This is a genomic window from Candidatus Pantoea edessiphila (assembly GCF_002933345.1).
GTDB lineage: Bacteria > Pseudomonadota > Gammaproteobacteria > Enterobacterales > Enterobacteriaceae > Pantoea_C.
Genome location: NZ_PDKR01000002.1, coordinates 50870 through 76494, shown reverse-complemented (window position 1 = coordinate 76494; position 25625 = coordinate 50870). Strand labels below are relative to the sequence as shown.

Sequence of the window (25625 nt, the reverse complement as noted above, 5' to 3'; positions counted from 1 at the left end):
AATATTATTAAAATAATAAAAAACATTTTAAATTCATTTTTATTGTTTTAATAAAAGTAAATTTAATATTAAACATCTCTTAAATTTAAAGATGAAAATAATAAGACAAAAAAACTCAATCAAATTGAATTTATTAAATAGTTTTAATAAATTCAATTTAAATAAAATTTTATATTTTAGTTTTTATGTTATGATAGTGATCTATAAACAAGATAAATTTAATACATCACACATGTCAAAAAGACCATATTTTTTGTATTTTAACCATTCTGCTGCTTTAATTGCACCTATAGCAAAATTCATACGACTAGAAACTTTATGATTTATTTCTATGATTTCACCTATGCTTGCAAATATTGCGGTATGTTCACCTATAATATCCCCAGCTCTCACTGTAGAAAGACCAATTGATTGTTTCTTACGTTCTCCTATTATTCCCTCTCTTTTACATACTTTATGTTTATCAAAATCTAAATTCATTACATTAGCTATTGTTTTCCCCATAACCAATGCCGTACCTGAAGGAGCATCAATTTTACGACTATGATGTTTTTCAATAATTTCAATATCTGAATTAGATCCTATTACTTTAGCTGTTTTTTCTAGTAATTTAAGAACTATATTCATTCCTATGCTAAAATTGGCAGATAAAACAATTGCAATTTCTTGTGATACGCGATTAATTAAATCTTGTTCTGTTTGATTAAAACCTGTAGTACCAATAACCATAGGTTTTTTATATTTTAGACATATATCTAAATATTTCATGGTAGCTTGAGTATTTGTGAAATCTATTAACAAATCAAAGTCATCAATTATACTATATAAATTATCTGAAATTTTAATATTAAATTTATAACTACCTATTAATTCTCCGACATCACGACCAATTACTGAAGATCCTGGTTTGACTAAAACACCTCCTAAATTCATATGTTTTTGTTGAGCTGCAAGAATTAAACTACGGCCCATACGTCCTTGACCGCCTGTAATAGCAATTCTAATATTATCATCCATTATTACCACCTTAACAAAAACCACTATAAAATATTTTTGTATTTTAATATTAACTTAATTTGTAATGTTTTAAATTATATTTATTTAAAATAAAAACTTTTATTAATTATTATAATAAATTAGATATTAAATTAATTTATTTGGCAAATTAAATACAAATTTTTCTTTTTCACCTATTAGCTCTGTAATATTATTACCACCTAATTTAATTAAATATTCTACTACTTTATTAACTAAAATATCTGGAGCTGAAGCACCTGATGTAACACCAACATAGTTAATATTTTTAAACCAATTTTTTTTAATATCTTTATATGAATCAATTAACTTAACTACTTTCCCCATATTTTGTACTACTTCAACTAGTCTATTAGAATTAGAAGAATTTTTTGAACCAACAACTAATATTAGTTCTGTATAACGTGCCAAAACCTTTACTGCTTTTTGCCTATTAGTAGTTGCGTAACAAATATCTTCTTTGTGAGGTCCGTTAATCAATGGAAAATTCTGTCTTAATTTATTAACAATCTTAGCAGTATAATCAACTGATAGAGTACTTTGTGTCATAAAATTCACTTTTTTTTCATTTTTTATTTTTAATTTAGATTTATCTTCAATAGAATTTATTACATAAATTCCACCATGATCATTATCATATTGCCCTAAAGTACCCTGCACTTCTTGATGATTATAGTTTCCAATTAAAATAACTTCTATACCTTTACGACTCGCATTTTTTACTTCAAAATGAATTTTTGATACTAATGGACATGTTGCATCTAATAAAACTCTAGGATTGTTTTTTTTTGCTTCATTTCTTATTTTTTGTGATACACCATGTGCAGAAAATATCAAAACAGCGTGAATTGGTACTTCATTTATTTGTTTTACAAAAATTACACCAAGCTCACGTAAATTACTAACTATATAACTATTATGTACTATTTCATTATAAACATATACAGGAGGTCCATATATGTCTAATGCTCTTTCAACAATAGTGATTGCTCTTGTAACGCCTGCACAAAATCCACGAGGATTAGCTAGTAGAATTTTCATTCTAACTCCAGCTTAAATATATTCATTTATATTTTAACATTAATAATATGACACCAATAACTATACTACAATCTGCTATGTTAAACGTAGGAAAGTGTGAATTTTTAATATGAAAATCAATAAAATCTATTACAAATCCATAATAAAAACGATCAATTAAATTACCTAATGCACCACTAATTATTAATATATATGCAATACAAATTTTATTGTTTAAATAATCATAATATGAAATAACTAATAAAAATATAATAACAATAATAGATACAATAGTGAAAAACCAACGCTGCCAAATTTTACCATCATCTAGAAAACTAAATGCAATCCCATAATTATGGCAATAGAATATATTTAGAAAAGATGTTAGCTGATATGTTTCATGCAAATACATGTTTTTCATTATCGTTTGTTTAATAGCAATATCTATAAAAATTATTACAAATGATAGCCATAACCAACTTAAGCAAATTAATTTAATAATTTTTTTCATTATACAAATTTACGTTCCTCACCTTTTCCTACTATGTTTTCAATACAACGATTGCATATTTCAGGATAATTAGAGTTTGTCCCAATATCTTTAGTATAATGCCAACATCTAGAACATTTTTCCCCTTCTGCTTTATAAAACTCAATTTTTAAATCCTTAAATATTTCACTTTGATACGCCTTATTAGTAGCAAATTTATAATCTAGTATTTGAATACTAGATGTTAAAAACACAAATTTTAATTCATGACCTAAAAATTGTAATTTTTTATATAAATCTAATCCAATATATAACTTAATATTTGCTTCCAAAGAACTACCAATTAATTTATTTTTTCTTGCTTGCTCAATTACTTTATTAACTTCGCTTCTTATTTTTATAAGATCATTCCAATAATGATCATCTAAAATATCATCTTTTGACAAACTGAAAAGACCTTTATACCATTCTTCAGTAAATATATACTTTGAACGATCACCTACTAAATAACTCCAAACTTCATCAGCTGTGAAAGATAAAATTGGTTCTATCCATCTAACTAATGCTTCTATGATATGCCATAAGGCTGTTTGACAACTTCTTCTTGATGTATTATTTGCTTGTATGGTATATAGACGATCTTTGATTATATCAAGATAGAAAGAACTCATTTCTATTGAACAAAAATACATCAATCGTTGAACAACATTATGAAAATCATATTTTTCATAAAATGAAACAATGTCTTTTTGTGCTGCTTGAGCACGACCTATTGCCCATTTATCTATTAATATCATATTATCTTTTTTTATTAGATTTTCTTTCGGATTAAAATCATTTAAGTTAGCCAATAAAAAACGGATAGTATTACGTATCCTTCTATAATATTCAGATGAACATTGTAAAATATCATCAGAAATCGTCATTTCGCTTGAATAATCAGTTGATGCCACCCAGAGTCTTAAAATATCGGCACCAAACTTTTTAATTATATTTTTTGGAGATATTACATTGCCAAGTGATTTTGACATTTTTCTTCCCTTACCATCTACAGTAAAAGATTGTGTTACTACTTCACGATAAGGGACTGTATTATTTAGAGCAGTAGAAATAACTAATGAAGACATAAACCATCCACGATATTGATCTAACCCTTCAAGATACATATCAGGCTGACTATTAAGAAAATCTGGACGTGTTTCTACTACTGACAGAATAGTAGAACCAGAATCAAACCATACATCAAGAACATCACATACTTTTAAATAATCATTAGTTTCTTTTATAAGAATACCTGAATCTAAATCCCACCATATTTGAATTCCATGTTTTTCAACAAGAGATGCAACCTTTTCTATTATGTTTAGTGTATCGGGATGCAATTGTTCGGTTTCTTTGTGTATAAACAATGGAATAGGTACACCCCAAAGTCTTTGACGTGATATACACCAATCTGGGCGATTTAATAACATAGATTCCATGCATGATTGACCCCAACTGGGCACCCATTTAACATTTCTAATTTTATTCAAAGATTCTATGCGCAATTTTTTATGGTCCATATCAATAAACCATTGAGGTGTGGTTCGAAAGATAATTGGAGTCTTATGGCGCCAACAATGCGGGTAATTGTGTGAAAAATCCTTATTACTTAATAGTAAATTTTTGTTTTTTAGTAAATCAATAATAATAGTATTACTTTGAAATATTTTAATATTATCTAACAAAGGATGTATTCCTGCTAAATAATATCCATCAGGTCCAATTAAATTTATATTTTTAATGCCATATTTCTTAGAAACAATATAATCATCCATACCGTGACTAGGAGCAATATGTACGGCACCAGTACCGATATCTCGTGTAACATGTTCACTAAGGACTACTGGAGAATAATTATTAAAAAAAGGATTTTTAAAATTTTTCAATTCCAGTTGCTTACCTTTACATTCACCTAGTATGGTCCAATCACGTATTCCAATGCGTTCTAAAGAAGTTAATAATAAATCCTTAGCTAAAATCAAAAACAAGTCGTCGGCTTTTATTAATTGATAATAAAATTCTGGATTTACAGCTATTGCGCGGTTTGCAGGGATAGTCCAAGGAGTTGTTGTCCAAATAACTAATGAAATAGGATTGACAACTTGTGATATTTTAAATATTTTAGAAATTATATCGGGATCAACACATTTAAACATAACATCTATGGAAGATGAAATGTTATCATGATATTCAACTTCAGCTTCTGCTAAGGATGAACAACAATCTATACACCAATGAACTGGTTTTGTTCCTTTATATAAATATCCGTTTTTAATAAATTTTCCTAATACTCTGATAATGTTAGCTTCAGTTTCAAAGTTCATTGTTAAATAAGGATTATTCCAATTTCCTAATATACCTAATCGCATAAAGTCAACTTTTTGTTTTTCAATTTGTTCATATGCAAATTTACGACATAATGTTCGAAAATTTGCATAACTTACTTTATCTCCTGGCTTACCAATCATTTGTTCAATTTTATGTTCAATAGGTAGACCATGACAATCCCAACCTGGTATATATGGAGAATTATAACCTGACATTCCCTTGGACTTAATAACAATATCTTTTAGAATTTTATTAACGCAATGACCAATGTGAATTTGACCATTTGCATATGGAGGTCCATCGTGTAATATAAATATTTTTTTGCCTTTTTTATTTTCTCTAATTATTTGATATAGATTATCATCATTCCAGCGTTTTAATATTTCTGGTTCCCTATGCACAAGCTTTCCTTTCATGGGAAATTTAGTCTCAGGTAAATTTAAAGTTGACTTATAATCAATCATTATATTTTACATTCCATTTTTTATTATTTTATCATCGATAATAGTTGCTTCGCAGCTATTATATCTCTTGAAATTTGTTTTTTTAATGAATCTAAAGATGTAAAACATCTTTCATTTCTTAACTTATGTATTAAAATTACTTCTATATATCTACCATATAAATTTATATTTATATCAAATAAATGCACTTCTAGTCTTTGATGATAGATTTTTTTTAAAGTCGGACAAATTCCTATGTTGGCCACTCCGTATATAGGTTTTAAAGAAACGCCTTGTACTTTAACTATAAAAATTCCTTTAACTGGACATATTCTACGACATAAATTGATATTTGCAGTAGGAAAACCCAACTCTTGTCCTAATTTATTACCATGTATTACTCTACCAGAAATAATAAAAGGACGACCTAACCAATATTCTGCTAGAATTAAATTATCATTAGCAAGAGCATCACGTATTGCTGTACTACTGATTTTATTTATACCATCATACAGTGTTTTAATTATATCTACATTAAAGTTGTATTTATTACTAGCTTTTTTTAATAAATTAAAATTTCCTTTACCTCCTGCACCAAAACGAAAATCATTACCTATAGCTAAATATTTAACACCTAATTTATTAATTAATAAGTCAGAAATAAAACGATATGCTGGTAACATGGCTAAATGACGATTAAAACGAGCACAAAGTACATTATCCACTCCTATTTCCGATAAATATTTTAATTTTTCCCGTAGAGATGTTAAACGTGCTGGTGCGTTTTTTCCATTAAATAATTCAAGAGTTTGTGGTTCAAATAACATTACCATTACTGGTAAGTTATATTTCATCCCTTCTTTTTTTAATTTGAGTAATAAAGATTGATGGCCTAAATGAACACCATCAAAATTTCCAATTGTTAGAACACAACCGTAATGATTTTTCTTAATGTTATGAATACCGCGGATTAAATTCATAATAAACTCTAAATTGATGGTGATTAAAATCAGAATAAAACAAAAATATAATATAAATTATGTAGTTATATATTAACATAGAATATACATTCTTAATTAGATTTTGATTTTATATTTAATATAAAATATATACTCGTTAAGAGCATTTATGAATATCAATTATTATAAAATTTAAATTTCATCAAAAATAATAATATTTAAATTTTTAAAGAGAAAACATGTTGACAAAAAATATATTATGTGGATAATTGAGTTCGTGCTTTTGTATACACTAATTTTAGGAAATAAAATTTTGGCAAATACTCCATCAGCTAAAAAGAGAACTTTTACATCTGAAAAACGTCGTAAATTTAATTCTAGTTGTCGTTCTATGATACGAACTTTTATTAAAAAAGTTTATTTAGCTATATCTTCAGGAGATAAAATTATCGCGCAAAACGCATTTAATAAAATGCAACCAATAGTTGATAGACAAGCATCTAAGGGATTAATTTGTAAAAATCGAGCTGCCCGATATAAATCTAGATTAATTGCACAAATAAATAAGATGCAAAAAGGATGAAGATTAAAAACTAAAACATTATATGTTATTGATATTAGGATGTTTTTATTAAATAATATTTTATTAAGTAAATTTTTAAGCAAATTTACTCATATATTTATTTGGTTAGGTCTTCAAAAAATTTCTTTACTCCATCGAAGAAACGTTTAGATCTTGGACTGTTGCGTTCCCCAGTAGGTCCACCAAAGCTTTTTTCTAATTGTGAAAGTAATTGTTTTTGTATCTCATTAAGGTTAACAGGGGTTTCTACTACAATTCTACACAATAAGTCACCTACTACGCCATTGCGAACCGATTTAACTCCTCTTCCACGTACTCGAAACAACTTACCAGTTTGTGTTTCATAAGGTATTTTTAGTTTCACTCTACCATTTAAAGTAGGAACTTCAATTTCACCTCCTAACGCTGCCATTGCAAAATTTATTGGTACTTCACAATATAAATTATTATCTTCTCGTTCAAAAATTGAATGTTTTTTTACTGATATCTGAACATATAAATCTCCTGCTTGAGCTCCATTTTTACCTGCTTCTCCCTCACCGCTTAAACGAATTCGGTCCCCTGTGTCTACTCCTCCTGGTATTTTTACTGATAAAGTTTTAGATTTTTCAATACGACCATGACCATGACAAATATTACAAGGATTTTTAATAATAGAACCAGAACCATGACAAGTAGGACATGATTGTTGAACTGTAAAAAAACCTTGACGCATTTGAATTTGACCAGAACCATGACAAGTATTACATGTTTGAGGTTTAGTTCCTATCTTTGTTCCACTTCCACGACATAATTTACATGCAACTAATGTAGGGATGTAAATTTCTTTTGTTACACCTAATACCACTTCTTCAAGAGTAAGTTCTAGGTTATAACGTAAATCTGAACCCCTAGATGATCTTTGCTGACGACGACTGTTACCAAAAATATCACCAAAAACGTCACCAAAAATATCACTAAAATCTGTCGTATTGCCACCACCCATATTGACTCTTTCAAAAGCAGAATGACCGTATTGGTCGTAAGCTGCTCTTTTATTTGAATCCGTTAAAATTTCATACGCTTCCTTGATGTCTTTAAATTTTGCTTCTGCCTTTTTATCACCAGGATTGCGATCAGGATGAAATTTCATTGCTAGTCGTTTATAAGCCTTTTTAATTTCACGTTCATCAGCTGACTTATCAATACCTAAAGTTTCATAGAAATCTTTTTTCGCCATTTTTCACAATCCTTACCTTAATATATTTCACGGGCGTAAAATCACTTTATACGCCCGTGAAAATTTTATTAAACAATAATCTAATCAATTAAAGATGTTTTTATAAAAGATTATTTTTTATTATCTTTAATTTCTTCAAATTCGGCATCTACTACATTGTCGTCTTTTTTTGCTGTTGTAGTATTTGCATTCATATCACTATTATGAGATTGTTGAGCTGTTTCTATTAATTTGCTTGATACTTCAATTACCGCTTGAATCTTATTTTCAATTTCAATTTTATTTTCACTTTTTAAAGCATCTTCAAGTTTGGATAAAGCTGCTTTAATAATACTTTTATCGTCAGGAGATATTTTTTCACCAATTAAATCAAGTTGCTTACGAGTACTATGAATAATTTGGTCACCTTGATTACGTACTTTAATTAAATCTTCAAATTTACGATCAGACTCAGCATTTGCTTCTGCATCACGCACCATTTTTTCTATTTCCTGATCGTTTAAACCAGAAGAAGCTTTAATAGTTATTTTCTGTTCTTTTCCACTATTTTTATCTTTTGCAGAAACATGCAAAATGCCATCAGCATCAATATCAAACGTAACTTCTATTTGTGGCATCCCTCTAGGTGCTGGCTGTATGCCATCTAAGTTAAATTGTCCTAAAGATTTATTATCGTTAGCACGTTTACGTTCTCCCTGAAGTACATGAATAGTAACTGCAGACTGATTATCTTCAGCAGTAGAAAATACTTGACTATGTTTGGTTGGTATTGTAGTGTTCTTACTTATTAATGATGTCATTACACCTCCCATAGTCTCAATACCTAATGAAAGAGGAGTAACATCTAACAAAAGTACATCTTTAATATCTCCGCCTAAAACTCCACCCTGTACTGCTGCACCAACAGCAACTGCTTCATCAGGATTGACGTCTTTTCGAGGTTCTTTTCCGAAGAATTCAGTCACTTTTGACTGAACTAAAGGCATGCGTGTTTGCCCACCCACTAAAATTACATCATTTATGTCAGATATAGATAAATTAGCGTCTTGTAAAGCTACTTTTAATGGTTTAATAGAGCGATCCACTAAATCCTCTACCAATGATTCTAATTTTGCCCTAGTTAATTTTATATTTAGATGTTTTGGTCCAGATGCATCAGCAGTGATATAAGGTAAATTAACATCAGTTTGTTGCACAGAAGAAAGTTCAATTTTTGCTTTTTCTGCCGCTTCTTTTAAACGTTGCATTGCCAATGGATCTTTATGTAAATCAATCCCTTGGTCTTTTTTAAATTCAGCTACCAAATAATTTATCAAACGGCTATCAAAATCTTCTCCACCCAAATGTGTATCACCATTAGTTGCTAATACTTCAAAAGTTTTTTCACCGTCAACTTCATCTATCTCAATAACGGAAATATCAAATGTTCCTCCACCTAAATCATAAACGGCAATAGTTCGGTTTCCTTTGGCTTTATCTAACCCATATGCTAAAGCTGCTGCTGTAGGTTCATTAATTATTCTTTTAACCTCTAAACCAGCAATTTTACCTGCATCTTTTGTTGCTTGGCGTTGTGCATCATTAAAATAAGCAGGAACAGTTATAACTGCTTCATTAACAGATTCACCAAGAAAATCCTCTGCTGTTTTTTTCATTTTTTTTAAGACTTCAGCAGAAATTTGTGGTGGAGCCATTTTTTGTCCTTTCACTTCTATCCAAGCATCACCATTATCTGCTTTGGTAATTTTATAAGGCATAATTTTAATATCACGTTGTACTTCTTCATCTTGAAACCTACGACCAATTAAACGTTTTATCGCAAACAAGGTGTTTTGTGGGTTGGTCACTGCCTGACGTTTAGCCGGTTGACCGACCAGAATTTCGGCATCCTGCGTGTAAGCGATAATAGAAGGTGTAGTACGATCACCTTCAGCATTTTCTAACACACGCACCTGTGTTCCATCCATTATGGCTACACAAGAATTGGTTGTACCTAGGTCAATACCAATAATCTTACCCATCTAAACGTCTCCTCCTTAATTTTTTCAAATATCAAATTGGATTGTGAGCCCTATAAGGTCAGGTCACTAACTTTCAACCTAAACTAGCCTTTTTTTGCATTGGTTTCACAACATCTAATGACAGGTACATGGGGGTCGGTTACATAAGCATCAAGGGTTGATCTAAAAAAATATTTTTATATTTACGTGATTTTTAATAAATATTAAAGACAAAACAAATTTTGAAGTTTTTATTAATACTATATTTTCATAATTTCAATCATCTAAATAATTTCACCATATCTTATATATTAATAAGTTATTTAGAGTAATTATACACTTCAATCACGTTTTTTTTAAAGGAATTTTTATCTCAAATAGATAATATTTGAAATATGATTAAAAATATAAAATTGTCATTAATACTTAATATTTTATTTGTGATTTATTAAGTTTTTGAAAAATATATAGTTAAATATATCTGCAATAAATTAATACATTAAGATTAATTTTCATTTTTTCTTTCTAGGAAGAAATTTATTTTGATTGTCTTAGTAAAAAATCACGTAATATCTTATATTTTGGCCTTATACTATAAGATAGTGTAGGAAGTGTGCTACATTTAGATAATGCATAAGGTAATATTATTTTTTTACCTGTAGCTTTTTCTACTATATCTTGAAATTTAGCCGGATGAGCAGTACTAAGAAATAAACCGTATTCATCATTTTTTAAATTATTACGTAATACATGCCAAGCTATAGTAGAATGAGGTTCCGAGATATAACCAAGCTTTGCAAGCTCATACATTGATGAATTAGTAATTTCATCTCGTACTGAACCATACGCTAAATCTTTTAATTTCCAAGATTTACGAGAAAATATTTCTTCTATTCTAGACCAATTGTTTGGATGACTAACATCCATTGCATTTGATATAGTTGAGACAGTTTTTTTTGGATTCCATATGCCACTTTTTAAAAACCTAGGTATAGTATCATTAATATTAGTAGCTGCTATAAAACGTTTTATTGGTAAGCCAAGAGACTTTGCTAAAAAACCAGCAGTTAAATTTCCAAAATTTCCACTTGGTACGGACACTACTAATTTATTACGTATTTCTTTAGGAAAATGAGATACAGCCTCAAAATAATAACAAATTTGTGCTAAAAGACGACTGATATTGATGGAATTTGCTGAATTCAAAGAAATTAATTTTTTCAATTTTATATCATTAAATGCCATCTTCACTAAAGATTGACAAGTATCAAAATCACTTTCTACAGCAATTGTTTCAATGTTATCACCTATAGTACAAAATAGCTTTTCTTGTAAAGTACTAATTTTATGTTTTGGATATAAAATTACAACTCGTATATTTTTCATACCATGAAATGCATGTGATATAGCTGCTCCAGTATCTCCAGAAGTTGCAGTCAAAATAGTAATTTTTTCATCTTGATCAATAATATTTGATAATACCTGTGCCATAAATCGGCCACCAAAATCTTTGAATGCTAATGTTGGACCATGAAATAGTTCAACACAAGAAATGTTATTGGATATATATTTTATTGGAACAGGAAAAGAAAATGCTTTTTTAACACAATTTTTTAGATCATTAGAGACTATCTCATCACCAACATAAGATAAAATGAGTTCACAACTTCGACTTATAAAATCCATTCTTAATAAACTATCAATAGTATCAGAATTTAATTCGGGGAGTTCCATAGGAAAAAACAATCCTTGTTTAGATCCTAAACCTTTTTTAGTTGCTTGAATAAAACTAACCTGTTCACTATTATCAATTATATTATATAATTTCATATGGCTATCCTAATCTGCGTGCACCTAAATTATCAACCCTACAAATCCGAACAAAACCATCTTTATTTTTTAGATAATTATATTTTAGCCAAGTTGCTATTTGATTAGCTATATTTATTTTATTACATATGGTAAAAATAGTAGGACCTGATCCAGAAATGCCAGATACTATAGCGCCCATTTCTTGTAAATTTTTTCTAATTTTTAGAAAATCTGGTAACAATTTAGCGCGATAGGGTTCTGCTATTATATCTCTCATTAATTTAGCAGCTAAGTATGGTTGATGTGTATAACAAGCATGGATAAATCCAGCTAATAACTGGCTATGTTTAATACAATCTTCTTTAGAATATTTTATTGGTAAAATTGAACGAGCTTGAGCAGTGGATATTTTAATACCTGGATATGATATAACCCATAGCCAATCATTAAAAATAGGTATATTCTGACTTATAATATTATTTTCTTGTAAAATAAGTTGAAGCCCTCCTAAAAAACATGGGGCTACATTATCGTAATGAGTGCTGTTTGAAATATAGCCCTCTAAATTGCCCATTAATATTAATAATTCATTCTTACTAAGAATCTGACCACAAAATTCGTTCATTGCTACTAAACCAGCTACTATAGAACAAGCGCTAGATCCTAAACCTGATCCTATTGGCATATTTTTTTCTAAAATTATGCTGACAGGTATGATTTTATTAATTTTTAAGCAAAAATGCTTCCAGCATTGATAGATAATATTATTTTCTACAATGGTGGGTAACTTATTTGCAAACATGCCAGCATTAACTAATTTAAAGTGATCAGAAGATTTAATGGTAACATAATCACCTAATAATGAACCATCTATGGGTGCAAGTGCTGCACCTAATACATCAAATCCTACATTAACATTACCAATAGATGCCGGCGCATAAATTTTTACCATTATTAAAATCCTAACTTTTCATTTCATTATAAAGTACGAAGTAAATCAGCAAAAACTCCAGCCGCTGTTACATCATTACCAGCTCCGTATCCTCGTAAAACCAATGGAATTGGCTGATAATAACGACTATAAAATGCTAATGCATTTTCACCATTTTTAATTTTATAAAGTGGATTATTTTCCCCCACTTCATCAATTTTCACTTTACATATACCTCCTTTTTCAATAGTACCAACAAATCTTAAGACTTTATTACAAGTATGAGCTTTAGATACTCTATTTTTAAATAATTCATTAAATGATGATAAATATTTCATAAAATTGTCAATATCATTAATATGATCAATATCATTTGGTAATAATGGTTCAATATTTATATCTTCTAACTCTAATTTATATCCTAATTCTCGAGCTATAATTAGTAATTTGCGAGCTACATCCATACCACTAAGGTCTTCTATAGGATTTGGCTCTGTATAACCCATTTTACGTGCCATACTAGTTGCCTCTGATATAGAAAAGCCTTCATCTAATTTACCAAAAATAAAAGAAAGGGAACCCGATAAAATTCCAGAAAATTTTATCAATTCATCCCCGCTATTTAATAAATTTTTTAGATTTTCAATTACTGGAAGACCTGCTCCTACATTAGTTTCATACAGAAATTTACAGTTAGAATTATTAGTAATATTACGTATTTTTTTATAGTAATCCCAAGAAGAAGTATTAGCTTTTTTATTTGATGTTACTATATGAAAACCGTTTGATAAAAAATTTATATATTTATTAGCAATTTCTTCACTAGCAGTGCAGTCTACAATAACTGGATTTAGCATATGATTTTGATTAATTAAAGATATTAAGTGATTAGTATCAAATATTTTATTAGTTTTTGAAAAATCTAATCTCCAATTATTTAAATCAATCCCTTCTAAATTAATTAGAATCTGTTGAGAGTTAGCTATTCCACAAACACATATTTTTATATTTTTTTCTTGCTTTAAGTATTTTTGTTGCTGAGCTATTTGCTTCAATAAAGCATTTCCTACTCCTCCAATTCCAATTATGAATAGCTCAATTATCTTATTATTAATAAATAATGATCGGTATATTAGTTTAATTAAATTTGTAACTTTATTTTTCTTCAAAATAATTGAAATTGAGTTTCCAGACGAATTCAGTAAAACTGATATAATATCAATATTGGCACGTGTCAATGGTGAAAGTACTTTGTTACATAACCCTTTAACACTGCATATACCATTACCTATCACTGAAATCATCGTTAGATTTTTAGTTGTTATAATAGGATTAAGTAACTTATTTTGCAGTTCGAATTTTAATTCTTTTTTAAGAGTTTGTTGAATAAATTTTAGGTCACTTTCTAATACACAAAAACTAATATTAGTTTCCTGGTAATGAACCATAAATGAAAATATAAAAATACCAGATTTTGAAAGACTGTTTATTATATGTGATAACATACCAGCTACATTTTTTAATTTTGAGCCAGAAATGTTTAACATCACTACGTTATTCAAATCAACAATACCTTTAATTAAACTTTTATCGCGATCAATTTTATTGCTGATAACAGTCCCTTCTGATATAGGATTAGTAATATTTTTAATTAAACACGGAATTTGAAAACGAGTAAGAACATTGATAGTCTTAATATTAAGAATATTAGCACCCAAATAAATTAATTCTATAATTTCATTATAAGATATTGATCTTAATATATTTGCATTAGGAACTTGATTTAAATCACAAATATATAAACCATCTGCATCGGTCCATATTTCACAACGATCTGCTTTAAAACATGCTGCTAAAAACGCTGCTGAATAGTCTGAACCTTTGTTTCCTAATAATACTGTTTCACCACGTTCATTTCCAGCTATAGCACCTGCTACAAGTATAATATTTTTTTCTGGAATTTTATTAAGTTTAATACGATTAGAAGATTCAATGATATCAATTGTAGAATTTAAATAACTTCCAAAAGCAAGGATTTTCTCTACAGGATTTATTATACTTGTGTGATTATTACGTACCTTCAATATTTCTCCTAGAATAACAACTGAAATTTTTCCACCAATACATGTAATAGAGGCTTGTATATTATCTGGACATTGTTTTAATAATTTTACTCCATATAGCATCTTTTTTATTTTATTAAGTTCTAGTCCTATAAAACTTTTTAGATAACCAAAATTTAATTTTGGTTGAATATCAACCAAGTCTAATAATAAGCTAGAAAAAATATATTCTGCATCCTTAATACTTAATAAATTATCTTGATTACTAAGTCTGGTTTTAATTATTTCCAACAAATAAGTTGTAATTTTAGTTGGAGAAGATAATACAGCAATAACTTGTCCTTTTTGTGCGCTATCTTCTAAAATTTCGGCTACACGAATTAAAAGTTTCGCATTACCCATTGATGTTCCACCAAATTTTAGCACTCGCATGATGTAAAATCTCCTGAATCTTAACAAAAAGTTAAGAAATTTATACTTCAGATAGGTGATGTTTTCTTTTTTTATTTATATCAGCTCATATCACTATGTATAATAACAGCGATGCCAATAATTAAGGTGTTAGCAAGATGTTTAAAACTTAATTTAAGTATATGATATTTATTATAATCTTTAGTTACAAAAATTTTATGCAACTAAAAGAATTAATATATGATTTACCAAGTAAATGTCCGTATTAAATAATATTTTAAATATCATTCAACTTACATGCATTCTCCCCTATCGGGATAAAAAATTAATGACTAAATTTTGAATATAGATCATATGTAATTATATAAAAAATATAAATAAACTAATTTATCTTTTAAGAATATTATATAAAAAATTTATATAAGCATTGTTAGCAGAATAGTTGTTAATTAAAGTAGTGATTAAATTATATTAAATCTTAAGTTTTTATTTAATAAAATCATTAAAAACATATTAAAAATAAATCTATTTTATCGAAATTATATTAATAAATTTTTGTTTTTTTACTTTTAATGTTAAATTTAATTATTAAAAATTTTTATAATATCAATTATTAACTTATAATTCAGTAGCGATGATTCCATTCAACAGAAGTTAAAATATTTCTAGGTTTTCCAGTAAGATAATTATAATAGGCATTATATAATAAAACATTTTTGACATATTGTCTTGTTTCTAGAAATGGAATAGCTTCAATAAAGGCTATTGCGTTTATTTTGCCTGCACTTCTATGTTTCCATATATTTATATTTGATAATCCAGCATTATATGCTGCAGAAGTTAAAATCCGGTTTTTTCCAAGTTGTTTAAAAATATATTCTAAATAATTAGTACCAATCCAAATATTTATTTCAGGATCAAATAATTTATTTATAATATCATCTTTAATATGGTATATTTTTATGACTTGCTTTGCAGTATTTGGTTCAATTTGCATCAGTCCTATAGCATTCATTAATGAATGTGCATCTGGATCCCAACCACTTTCCTGTCTTGAAATAGCCATTGCATAATTTTTAGAAATATTTTTATTATTAGTATATTTGATATATAGATTGTTCCATGCTAGTGGAAACCTTTCTTTAATATTATCCCATATTTTAGCTTGAATAGTAGTTTTTACACTGAAATTCCACCATTTTTGCTCGTTAGCATAACGTGCTAACATTTTTAATTGTCTAACAGTTTTATTAGAAATCAAATGATTCCATTCATTGCTTGCTAAATTATATTGTTTCCAATACATTAATTCACGTATTCTTGGCATTTCTTTGAGTGTTAAAATAGTATTGTCAGGCGCTGGTGCTATATCGTTTTTAAAAAAATAATTTATGCCTAATCTTTGTGCTGCTACTAAAGAATAAAAATTACGTTTTTTTATTAATTTATAAAAAATACTTTTAGCTTGTTTTTTCTTTCCCTGTAAATAAAGGATATCTGCTTGCCAATATTGCCATTCTTCTTTTTCCTTTGCTTTTAATGGTAGACGAGAAATCCAAAATTTCAGTTCTGTACGATTATTATTCATTAAGGATTTACGAATATGCTGTTCAATCAAAGATGTAGATTTGCTATTAGCTATTACTGAATTACGCCATATATTTAGTTCATTACTGATATTTTTTTGTATCATATTATTTGCTACTATTTCTTTTAATACTTGAATATCAGATGGTGTCATATGATAAGATTTTATTATTATTGACATTGTTTTTTTTGCTAATTCAGGATTTTTACGAGATAAATGTAATAAAGAATAACGGATTACCTGTAAATTAAAGTTAAAGGAGCTATAATGCATTTTCTTAATTAAATTAAGAATAGATGATGGATTGTTTTTTATTTGTAGGATCAAATTTGCAAAATTTTTATAATTTGGTGGCAGCATCTTTGTTAAACAAGTTATTAATCTGTCATTGTTAGCCTTCATAGCAAAACCAATAAGTTCAAGTATAATATTTGAAGGTATTTTTATGTGCTTATTTGAAATTAATAATAATTTATTGCAATCATGCAATATATTAACACGACTTAGCCAAATTTTTTTCAAAGCTTCAATATTTATTGATTTTTTGTCAAAAAGCCATTTAATATAGTACCAATTACATAATGCTTGTGTTTGTTTTGGTTTATTTGGACTAAAATTAAGTAAAGTTTTTCCATTATTATGTTGAGCTAATAAATTTATAAAATAATTATTCATTGAATTGGCAATTGGTATATCAGAATATTTATTAATGAATTTTTTTACCAAACCTTGTATTGATGCTAAATTGTTTTCTTTTTTGATTTTTTTTATCAAAAATTCATATTGCAAATAAGGATAAAGGGGATATTTTTTTAGTTTAGGTAACAAACTGGATATAATATCTATATCATGATTTATGTAAGCAGTTTTAATTTGTTTGTAATTTTGACGTTGCTGTTTAATAGAAGTAGCATATATATTTTCATTAAAAAAAATAAATTGAATTAAAATCAAGCATTTAAAGATCATTTTCACTTATTATTTTTTTCCTATTTTATTTGTATTTTATAGATATAAAATATATTTTTTTATAAGAAATTAATACTACTTAATAGTATATATATAAATAATATAGTATAGATTTTAATATAACATTTTAAAGAATTATGTTTTGTCTAATTAAAATATATCTAATTTTATTAGTATTCTAAAGAAAAATAAAACAACATTTATAGAAAATGATTAATAAATTTAAAAAACATATAAGATCTGCAAAAATTAATTATAGGATATTAATTTAATGTAAGTTAATTATTAAAATCAATTCGATATACAATATTTCTATATATTAGAATTAAATTAAATTTTAACAAAAATAAAAAAACAAATTAATAATTTATTAATTCAATGAATTTTTATAGTTTTTTTTTAAACATACAAATCAAATTGACAATATATTTAATATTTTTCTATTAATTGAATAATAATTTTTAATAAAAAGATAAATTTCAAAGTAATGGATGTATATTTATCTTTAAGAGCTTAATATCTTAGAACACATCTTATTTTAAATTCAAGTTTTAAATATCCGTTAAATAATCCATTATGATATTATTAATAATGTCTTTTTTTTTAAATGATGTTCAATGCTTAAATATAATCTTTTTATAAACTAGATAAAAAAGATTATATTATTTCTTAATTATAAAATATAGTTTTTTGATAATTAATAATTTTACCAATAATTTTTCTATTCAGAATGATTAATATCACTAAATGATTTAGATAACTATTTAAATTTAAAAGATTATTAATAATAATATAAAAAATCAAACTAAAATAAAAAAGTATAATATTTCACTTGTTGGTAAATAATAAATAATTCAAGTTTAATAATTAAATTATTATCTTATAACTAAATTTAATAAATTACTATTAAATAGTTTACTTGATTCATGTACTCAGTCATAACTATATTCATATATAAATGCTTTTATCACATATGTTAATAAATAATAATATTTAAAACAATTTTCTTTTTAAACTAAAAATTACTTAAAATAAGTATAATAATTACATAATTTTTTCCAAAATAAACGTTTTTCTCTACTATTATTCATTAATTTAGAAATATGACTAGTATATAAAGTTAAACTATTGGATAATTTTTTAGTTTTTACACCTATTAACCAATAAGGACAAGTTAATTTATCTGTAGATGTTGTTAATTGTTCCGGCTGAATTACTTTTACCTGAGAATGTATTATATTTAATGAGTATAATACGTCGTCTATAAATATTTTATCTAATTTAGATATTTTATCAGTTACTATTACTATCTTTATATGTGGTGAAATATTTAAATTAGATAATCCTTTTAATAATTTTGGTCTATTTAACTTATACTGAATAATGCCTATGTTTTTTAAAATAAAATTTATTTCACAATTAGTTCGAATATCTTTAATATTAATCAAAATACATTCCACTTAGCAAAAAATCAATCATATATTAATAAATATTATTGAGCCAATATTTTTTATTAAAAATTATTTTAAAAAAACTAAAAAATAAATTTTAATTATTTCAAACAAGTGTTAGATTATAAAGATATATTAATTTCTGGGTTTACTATTTACAATAAATAAATTAACATAAACGAAGACAAATACTTTAATTTTAAGTTAACAATTTTAAAAAAAGAAATAATATGCGAGGATGGCGAAAATGGCAGACGCGCTAGCTTCAGATGCTAGTGTCTTAAATTATAGACATGAGGGTTCAAATCCCTCTCTTCGCATGATTTTTTAATTTTATATTACTGATCAAATTGATTAATTATAAACAATGTATTATCTTTTCAAGATAATTACTAATCAATTGTTTATATTAATAAAATGCCGAAGGTCGGATTTGAACCGACACGTATGTAATACGGTTGATTTTGAATCAACTGCGTCTACCAATTTCGCCACTTCGGCGCTACAATATGATAATTTTATAAATTAATAAAATAATATCAAATTTTTTTAATTGATAAAATAATTTTAATATATCGAGCTATCCTTTTTGAAAGGATAATGTTTCATACCGTACTGAATAGTATAGATAATACAAATGTATTTCAAATACAATTATTTTAAAATAGTAATTCATATATAAAAATTAATTAGAAAATTATAAATTAATTAAAAGAGTATATCATTTATTAATTATTTTAATAATATTATAAATTTTTTAAAATAGTACCAAACAGTAATTATAATTAATATATTGATTAATATTAATTAAAATCAATTAATTAAATTAATAAATATTTTATTGGTTAAATATGAAATATAATAATTTATAATTGAAATAAAGCTGATTTTTGATTTAGTTAGTTTCGTTTACTGATAACCCTATTTTTTTTTAATATATCACTGTGAATAAGTATACTATATATTTATTAGCTTTTATTCCTAATAATAAAATGCTAATATTAATTATATTTTTATTACTTATAATAATTTAATTTGAAGATCTTTATAAGATAGATTTTCAATTGATGTAAAATCAATTTCATGATATATAGAATAAAAAAATAAATTAATTCAATTTTATTGTATATTTCATACAATAGCTATTATTAAATAACAAGCTTAAAGCTAAAAATTTATTTACTAATATTTAATAAATGGATAATTTTAGCCGTTATTAATTTACCTTCTTTACAATTTATTACAAATATTATTTACATAAAAATTAATTTATATGTAATATCAGTTAATATTTGTATTTTCTAATATATTATAAAGCATAATAAGATAATTATTTTCCATGATATGTAGATTATTTATTTTTTAATATTTTTTTAAAATTTAGGAGAGCACATGGATTTTAGTGTAAAAAGTGGAAGTCCAGAAAAACAACGTAGTGCTTGTGTTATAGTTGGTGTTTTTGAACCAAGACGTTTATCAGTTATTGCAGAACAATTAGATAAAATTAGCGACGGATACATAAGTGCTTTATTACGTAGAGGTGAACTTGAGGGTAAGGTAGGTCAAACATTACTTCTACATCATGTACCAAATATTTTATCTGAACGCATTTTAATTATCGGCTGTGGTAAGGAACGAGAACTTAATGAACGTCAATATAAACATATAATTCAAGAAATTATAGATATACTAAATAATACAGGATCTATGGAAGCCGTATGTTTTTTAACTGAACTACATGTTAAAGGACGTAATACTTATTGGAAGGTACGCCAAGCAGTTGAAGCTTCTCTAGAAAAGCTATATAATTTTGACCAGCTAAAAACAAATAAAGTAGAATTAAGACGACCTTTACGTAAATTAGTTTTTAATGTTTCTACTAGAAAAGAATTAACCATAGGTGAAAAAGCTATTCAACATGGTATTGCAATTGCAGATGGTATAAAATTTGCAAAAGATCTTGGTAATATGCCGCCAAATATATGTAATTCTGAATATCTTGCATTGCAATCAAGTAATATTGCAGAAAAATTTGATAGTATAAATACCAATATAATTGAAGCACATCAAATGAAAAAATTAAGAATGAATGCTTATTTAGCAGTTAGTAAAGGTTCTTATAATAAGCCATTGATGTCAATAATTCATTATAAAACCAATACATCATCTACTGATAGACCTATTGTATTAATTGGTAAAGGAGTAACGTTCGATTCTGGTGGTATTTCCATAAAGTGCTCTAGTAGTTTAGATGAAATGAAGTATGATATGTGTGGTGCAGCTGCAGTATATGGCATCATGAATGTAATAGCAACATTGAATTTACCAATTAATGTAATTGGTATTATGGCAAATTGTGAAAATATGCCAGATGGAAATTCTCTTCGTCCAGGAGATATAATAGAAACAATGTCAGGACAAACTGTTGAAGTATTAAATACAGATGCCGAAGGTAGATTAATATTATGTGATGTATTAACTTATGTTGAACGATTTGAACCAGAATCAGTAATTGATATAGCAACTTTAACAGGAGCTTGTGTCATTGCTTTAGGCCATCATATGAGCGGTTTAATGTCAAATCATAACCCATTGGCACACGACCTCATTAATGCGTCTGAACAATCGGGAGATAGAGCATGGCGCTTACCTATAACCGATGAATATAATGATCAGTTAGAATCCAATTTCGCCGATATTGTAAATATTGGTGATCGTTCTGCAGGAGTTATAACTGCAGCTTGTTTTTTATCGCGTTTTACACGTAAATATAATTGGGCGCATTTAGATATTGCAGGTACAGCTTGGAAATCAGGAAAAACAAAAGGTTCTACTGGTCGTCCAGTAGCAATGATTTCGCAATATTTGTTAAATCGCTCAGGATTAAATGAGTATGATTAGTATTAAAATTTTATTAATTTAATTATATAATTTCCATGAAAATAGCAACATTTTACACCATGACACCACAATATGTATCAGATAACGATCTAAACAATATTGAAGTGTTAGTATGTTATATAGTTAAGAAATATTGGTATAAGGGGAAAAACATTTTAATATATTGTGAAAATATATATCAAGCTATACGTATTGATGAAATGTTATGGCAAAAACCTTTAAATGCCTTTATACCTCATAGTCTTATAGGAGAAAATATAACTTGTAAAGTTCCCATAGAAATAGCATGGTTAAAAACCAAAATAAATTCATCATCATATGATGTTTTAATTAATTTAGTCGTTGGCATTATAAATATTGCTAGCAATTTTAATGAAATAGTAGACTTTGTACCTTATAAAGAGCATTTAAAAAAATTAGCTCGTATTCGTTACAAAGAATATCGTAAAATTGGTTTTAAGTTAAATATAACAAAATTCAGTAATTAAGATAATATATAAAAATGGAAAAAAAATTTGATCCAAAAAGTTTCGAGCAAATTATATATGAAAACTGGGAAAAGAAGGGTTATTTTAAGCCCCAAGAAAATTTAAATGAAGAAAGCTTTTGCATAATGCTACCACCCCCCAATGTTACTGGCAGTTTACACATGGGTCATGCTTTCCAGCAAACAATAATGGATATCATTATACGTTATCATAGAATGCAAGGAAAAAATACACTATGGCAAACTGGTACAGATCACGCTGGTATAGCAACTCAAATAATTGTTGAAAATAAAATAAAAAAAGATGAGGGTAAAATACGTCAAGATTATGAACGTGATGAATTTATTCAAAAAATTTGGCATTGGAAAAAAGAATTAGGAAATTCCATTAATAATCAAATGCGTCGTCTTGGTAATTCAGTTGATTGGGAAAGGGAACGATTTACTATGGATGAGGGTTTTGCCACAGCAGTTAAAGAAGCGTTCATTAGATTATATAATGAAAAATTAATCTATCGTGGTAAACGTTTAGTAAATTGGGATCCTAAGTTGTGCACTGCAATTTCTGATCTAGAAATAGAAAATAAAGATATTAAAGGTACAATTTGGTATATTAGATATCCACTTGCCAATAGGGTTAAAACTAACGAAGGCAAAAATTATTTGATAATTGCAACTACAAGACCAGAAACATTATTTGGTGATACTGGAGTTGCAGTTAATCCTAAAGATTATCGTTATAAAAATCTTATCGGAAAATCAGTTATAGTTCCAATTGTAAAACGTGAAATTCCTATAGTTGGTGATAGCTTTGTAGATATACATAAAGGTACCGGTTGTGTAAAAATTACACCAGCGCATGATTTTGTTGATTATGACGTAGGTCTTCGTCATAAATTACCTATGATTAATATATTTACATCAAATGGTTGTATTTGTGACTATTATCAAATTTATAATACAAACGGAGAAAAAATTAATAGTTGCGAAATTCCTTTAAGATTTAGAAAAGTTGATCGTTTTGTTGCAAGAAAAGATATAATAAAAGTTCTAAATGAAATTAATTTATTAGAAAAAGTTAAATCTCATAATTTAACTATTCCATATAGTGACAGAAGTGGTGTTGTTATTGAACCAATGTTAACCAACCAATGGTATGTTCGTATGAAGCCATTAGCAATGGTAGCAATAGAAGCAGTAAAAAAAGGATATATAAAATTTATACCAAAACAGTATGCAAATATGTATTTTTCCTGGATGTATAATATTAAAGATTGGTGTATTTCTCGCCAATTGTGGTGGGGACACCGTATACCTGCTTGGTATTCAAATGATGGTAGTATTTATGTTGGGTCAAGTGAAATGGAAGTTCGAAAAAAAAATAATTTAGATCCTAATATTATATTATGGCAAGATGATGACGTATTAGATACATGGTTTTCAGCTAGTCTTTGGACTTTTGCTACACTAGGGTGGCCAAAAAACAATAACTTACTTAATACTTTTCATCCAACTAATATTATAGTCAGTGGTTTTGATATTATCTTTTTTTGGATTGCTCGTATGATTATGTTAACTATGCATTTCATTAAAGACATAGATAATAACCCACAAGTTCCTTTTAAAATTGTTTATATGACCGGTTTAATTAGAGATGAACAAGGTCAGAAAATGTCAAAATCTAAAGGTAATATTATTGACCCTATTGATATAGTAGATGGAATTTCATTAGAACAATTATTAAAAAAACGTACTAGTAATATGTTATTACCACAATTAGCTAACAAAGTTTCTATGATTACGGCAAAACAGTTTCCAAACGGAATAAAACCATCAGGTGCGGATGCTTTGAGATTTACTCTAACTGCTTTAGCATCGACTGGTCGTGATATTAATTGGGATATGAAACGGTTAGAAGGATATCGAAATTTTTGTAATAAGCTATGGAACGCTAGCCGTTTTGTAATCATTAATACAAAAGAATTTAACCATAATCAAATTTATCAAGATATTAAGTTATCTAATGCAGATCGTTGGATCTTGTCAAAATTTAATAATGGTGTAAAAAATTATCGTGAAGCACTTGATTCATATCGTTTCGATATTGCAGCTAACATATTATATGATTTCACATGGAATGAATTTTGTGATTGGTATTTAGAAATAGCTAAAATAGTATTTAAAGAGGGAAATAAACTTGAGGTACATAGTGTAAAGAATACTTTAGTTTTTGTTTTAGAATCATTACTTCGTTTAGCACATCCAATTATTCCATTTATTACAGAAGCTATTTGGCAAAAAGTAAAAAGATTAAAAAACATTGACGAAAGCACCATAATGTATCAACCCTTTCCTGTCTATAAAAAAGAAAAAGAAGATAAAGAAATAGAAGAACATTTCGAATGGATAAAACAATTTATTAGTACAATACGTAATATCCGTAGGGAAACTAACATACAATCAAATAAATTCATAGAACTATTTTTAATTAATTGTTCTACATCAGTTTTGTCTATCGTAAAAGCTAATTATAATATGTTAATAAATTTAGCAGGTTTAAAAGCATTAACTATTTTAGCTAAAAAAAATCAAAATTTAATTTCAATAACTAAAGTTATCAAAGGAGCAGAAATAATATTACCTATAATTGACAATATAGATAAAGATATTAAATTAAGTAGTTTAAATAATGAAATAATAAAATTAGATGTAGAAATACAAAAAATAAAACATAAACTTACTAATAATAAATTTATTTTACACGCTCCACAAAAAGTTGTATTACAGCAACAGAACAAAATGAAAGAATTGGAGCAAAAAAAAATAATATTAATGAATCATCTTATTGAAATTAAAAATTTATAATTAAAACCATACCAATATCTTATTAAAA

Annotated in this window: 16 protein-coding genes and 2 tRNA genes; 5 read left to right on the top strand and 13 right to left on the bottom strand. The window is 26.8% G+C overall.

What is annotated here, in order from left to right; translation table 11 throughout:
- Nucleotides 1-201: 201 nt before the first annotated feature.
- The 5 genes from dapB to ribF form a co-directional block, all read right to left on the bottom strand.
- Complete coding sequence (gene dapB, locus CRV09_RS02015) at nt 202-1020, bottom strand: 4-hydroxy-tetrahydrodipicolinate reductase (protein ID WP_136132526.1); 819 nt, start codon at nt 1018-1020, stop codon at nt 202-204.
- A 123-nt stretch (nt 1021-1143) separates the two neighbouring features.
- Nucleotides 1144-2076, bottom strand: coding sequence for a 4-hydroxy-3-methylbut-2-enyl diphosphate reductase (gene ispH / locus CRV09_RS02010; protein WP_136132469.1), 933 nt, complete (start codon nt 2074-2076; stop codon nt 1144-1146).
- Nucleotides 2077-2098: 22 nt separating this feature from the next.
- Nucleotides 2099-2566: a signal peptidase II gene (gene lspA / locus CRV09_RS02005; RefSeq protein WP_136132468.1), complete on the bottom strand. Its 468-nt coding sequence runs from the start codon at nt 2564-2566 to the stop codon at nt 2099-2101.
- Nucleotides 2566-5379 (bottom strand): isoleucine--tRNA ligase, encoded by a 2814-nt coding sequence (ileS, locus tag CRV09_RS02000; RefSeq protein WP_136132467.1) that lies wholly within the window; start codon nt 5377-5379, stop codon nt 2566-2568. Before ileS ends, lspA begins: the two co-directional genes overlap by 1 nt.
- 23 nt (nt 5380-5402) lie before the next feature.
- Nucleotides 5403-6338 carry a bifunctional riboflavin kinase/FAD synthetase gene (ribF, locus tag CRV09_RS01995; protein ID WP_136132466.1) on the bottom strand — a complete coding sequence of 312 codons (936 nt, stop codon included), beginning with the start codon at nt 6336-6338 and terminating at the stop codon, nt 5403-5405.
- Nucleotides 6339-6630: 292 nt separating this feature from the next.
- Here ribF and rpsT point away from each other — a divergent pair, with 292 nt between their 5' ends.
- Nucleotides 6631-6900, top strand: coding sequence for a 30S ribosomal protein S20 (rpsT, locus tag CRV09_RS01990; protein WP_136132465.1), 270 nt, complete (start codon nt 6631-6633; stop codon nt 6898-6900).
- Nucleotides 6901-6997: 97 nt separating this feature from the next.
- Here rpsT and dnaJ read toward each other — a convergent pair whose 3' ends face one another.
- From dnaJ to CRV09_RS01955, 7 genes are all read right to left on the bottom strand, one after another.
- A complete protein-coding gene (gene dnaJ / locus CRV09_RS01985) occupies nt 6998-8119 on the bottom strand; it encodes a molecular chaperone DnaJ (protein ID WP_136132464.1) in 1122 nt (373 codons plus the stop codon).
- A gap of 110 nt (nt 8120-8229) precedes the next feature.
- Nucleotides 8230-10140 carry a molecular chaperone DnaK gene (gene dnaK / locus CRV09_RS01980; RefSeq protein ID WP_136132463.1) on the bottom strand — a complete coding sequence of 637 codons (1911 nt, stop codon included), beginning with the start codon at nt 10138-10140 and terminating at the stop codon, nt 8230-8232.
- 516 nt (nt 10141-10656) lie between these two features.
- Nucleotides 10657-11949, bottom strand: coding sequence for a threonine synthase (gene thrC / locus CRV09_RS01975; protein WP_136132462.1), 1293 nt, complete (start codon nt 11947-11949; stop codon nt 10657-10659).
- 4 nt (nt 11950-11953) lie between these two features.
- Nucleotides 11954-12883, bottom strand: a complete 930-nt coding sequence (thrB, locus tag CRV09_RS01970; protein WP_136132461.1) for a homoserine kinase — start codon at nt 12881-12883, stop codon at nt 11954-11956.
- A 26-nt stretch (nt 12884-12909) separates the two neighbouring features.
- A complete protein-coding gene (gene thrA / locus CRV09_RS01965; RefSeq protein ID WP_136132460.1) occupies nt 12910-15357 on the bottom strand; it encodes a bifunctional aspartate kinase/homoserine dehydrogenase I in 2448 nt (815 codons plus the stop codon).
- 604 nt (nt 15358-15961) lie between these two features.
- Nucleotides 15962-17893: a murein transglycosylase gene (gene sltY, locus CRV09_RS01960; RefSeq protein WP_241973709.1), complete on the bottom strand. Its 1932-nt coding sequence runs from the start codon at nt 17891-17893 to the stop codon at nt 15962-15964.
- A gap of 1022 nt (nt 17894-18915) precedes the next feature.
- Nucleotides 18916-19341, bottom strand: coding sequence for a DNA polymerase III subunit psi (locus CRV09_RS01955; protein ID WP_158675181.1), 426 nt, complete (start codon nt 19339-19341; stop codon nt 18916-18918).
- 235 nt (nt 19342-19576) lie between these two features.
- On the opposite strand from CRV09_RS01955, the gene CRV09_RS01950 reads away from it, so the two are divergent.
- A tRNA-Leu gene (locus CRV09_RS01950) sits at nt 19577-19664 on the top strand.
- Between the two features lie 98 nt (nt 19665-19762).
- Here CRV09_RS01950 and CRV09_RS01945 read toward each other — a convergent pair.
- Nucleotides 19763-19845: transfer RNA gene (locus CRV09_RS01945), tRNA-Leu, on the bottom strand.
- Between the two features lie 891 nt (nt 19846-20736).
- On the opposite strand from CRV09_RS01945, the gene pepA reads away from it, so the two are divergent.
- The 3 genes from pepA to CRV09_RS01930 are packed head-to-tail and all read left to right on the top strand — an operon-like array spanning nt 20737 to nt 25597.
- On the top strand, nt 20737-22245 hold the full coding sequence (gene pepA, locus CRV09_RS01940) for a leucyl aminopeptidase (RefSeq protein WP_136132457.1): 1509 nt from the start codon (nt 20737-20739) through the stop codon (nt 22243-22245).
- Nucleotides 22246-22280: 35 nt separating this feature from the next.
- Nucleotides 22281-22733 carry a DNA polymerase III subunit chi gene (locus tag CRV09_RS01935; protein WP_136132456.1) on the top strand — a complete coding sequence of 151 codons (453 nt, stop codon included), beginning with the start codon at nt 22281-22283 and terminating at the stop codon, nt 22731-22733.
- Between the two features lie 14 nt (nt 22734-22747).
- Nucleotides 22748-25597 (top strand): valine--tRNA ligase, encoded by a 2850-nt coding sequence (locus CRV09_RS01930; protein WP_136132455.1) that lies wholly within the window; start codon nt 22748-22750, stop codon nt 25595-25597.
- Nucleotides 25598-25625 lie beyond the last annotated feature (28 nt).

Coding starts and splice junctions, on each gene's coding strand:
- ileS (WP_136132467.1), bottom strand. CDS start 5,379: ATGATTGATTATAAGTCAACTTTAAATTTACCTGAGACTAAATTTCCC.
- dnaK (WP_136132463.1), bottom strand. CDS start 10,140: ATGGGTAAGATTATTGGTATTGACCTAGGTACAACCAATTCTTGTGTA.
- sltY (WP_241973709.1), bottom strand. CDS start 17,893: ATGATCTTTAAATGCTTGATTTTAATTCAATTTATTTTTTTTAATGAA.
- dnaJ (WP_136132464.1), bottom strand. CDS start 8,119: ATGGCGAAAAAAGATTTCTATGAAACTTTAGGTATTGATAAGTCAGCT.
- thrA (WP_136132460.1), bottom strand. CDS start 15,357: ATGCGAGTGCTAAAATTTGGTGGAACATCAATGGGTAATGCGAAACTT.
- CRV09_RS01930 (WP_136132455.1), top strand. CDS start 22,748: ATGGAAAAAAAATTTGATCCAAAAAGTTTCGAGCAAATTATATATGAA.
- thrC (WP_136132462.1), bottom strand. CDS start 11,949: ATGAAATTATATAATATAATTGATAATAGTGAACAGGTTAGTTTTATT.
- thrB (WP_136132461.1), bottom strand. CDS start 12,883: ATGGTAAAAATTTATGCGCCGGCATCTATTGGTAATGTTAATGTAGGA.
- CRV09_RS01935 (WP_136132456.1), top strand. CDS start 22,281: ATGAAAATAGCAACATTTTACACCATGACACCACAATATGTATCAGAT.
- lspA (WP_136132468.1), bottom strand. CDS start 2,566: ATGAAAAAAATTATTAAATTAATTTGCTTAAGTTGGTTATGGCTATCA.
- pepA (WP_136132457.1), top strand. CDS start 20,737: ATGGATTTTAGTGTAAAAAGTGGAAGTCCAGAAAAACAACGTAGTGCT.
- ispH (WP_136132469.1), bottom strand. CDS start 2,076: ATGAAAATTCTACTAGCTAATCCTCGTGGATTTTGTGCAGGCGTTACA.
- ribF (WP_136132466.1), bottom strand. CDS start 6,338: ATGAATTTAATCCGCGGTATTCATAACATTAAGAAAAATCATTACGGT.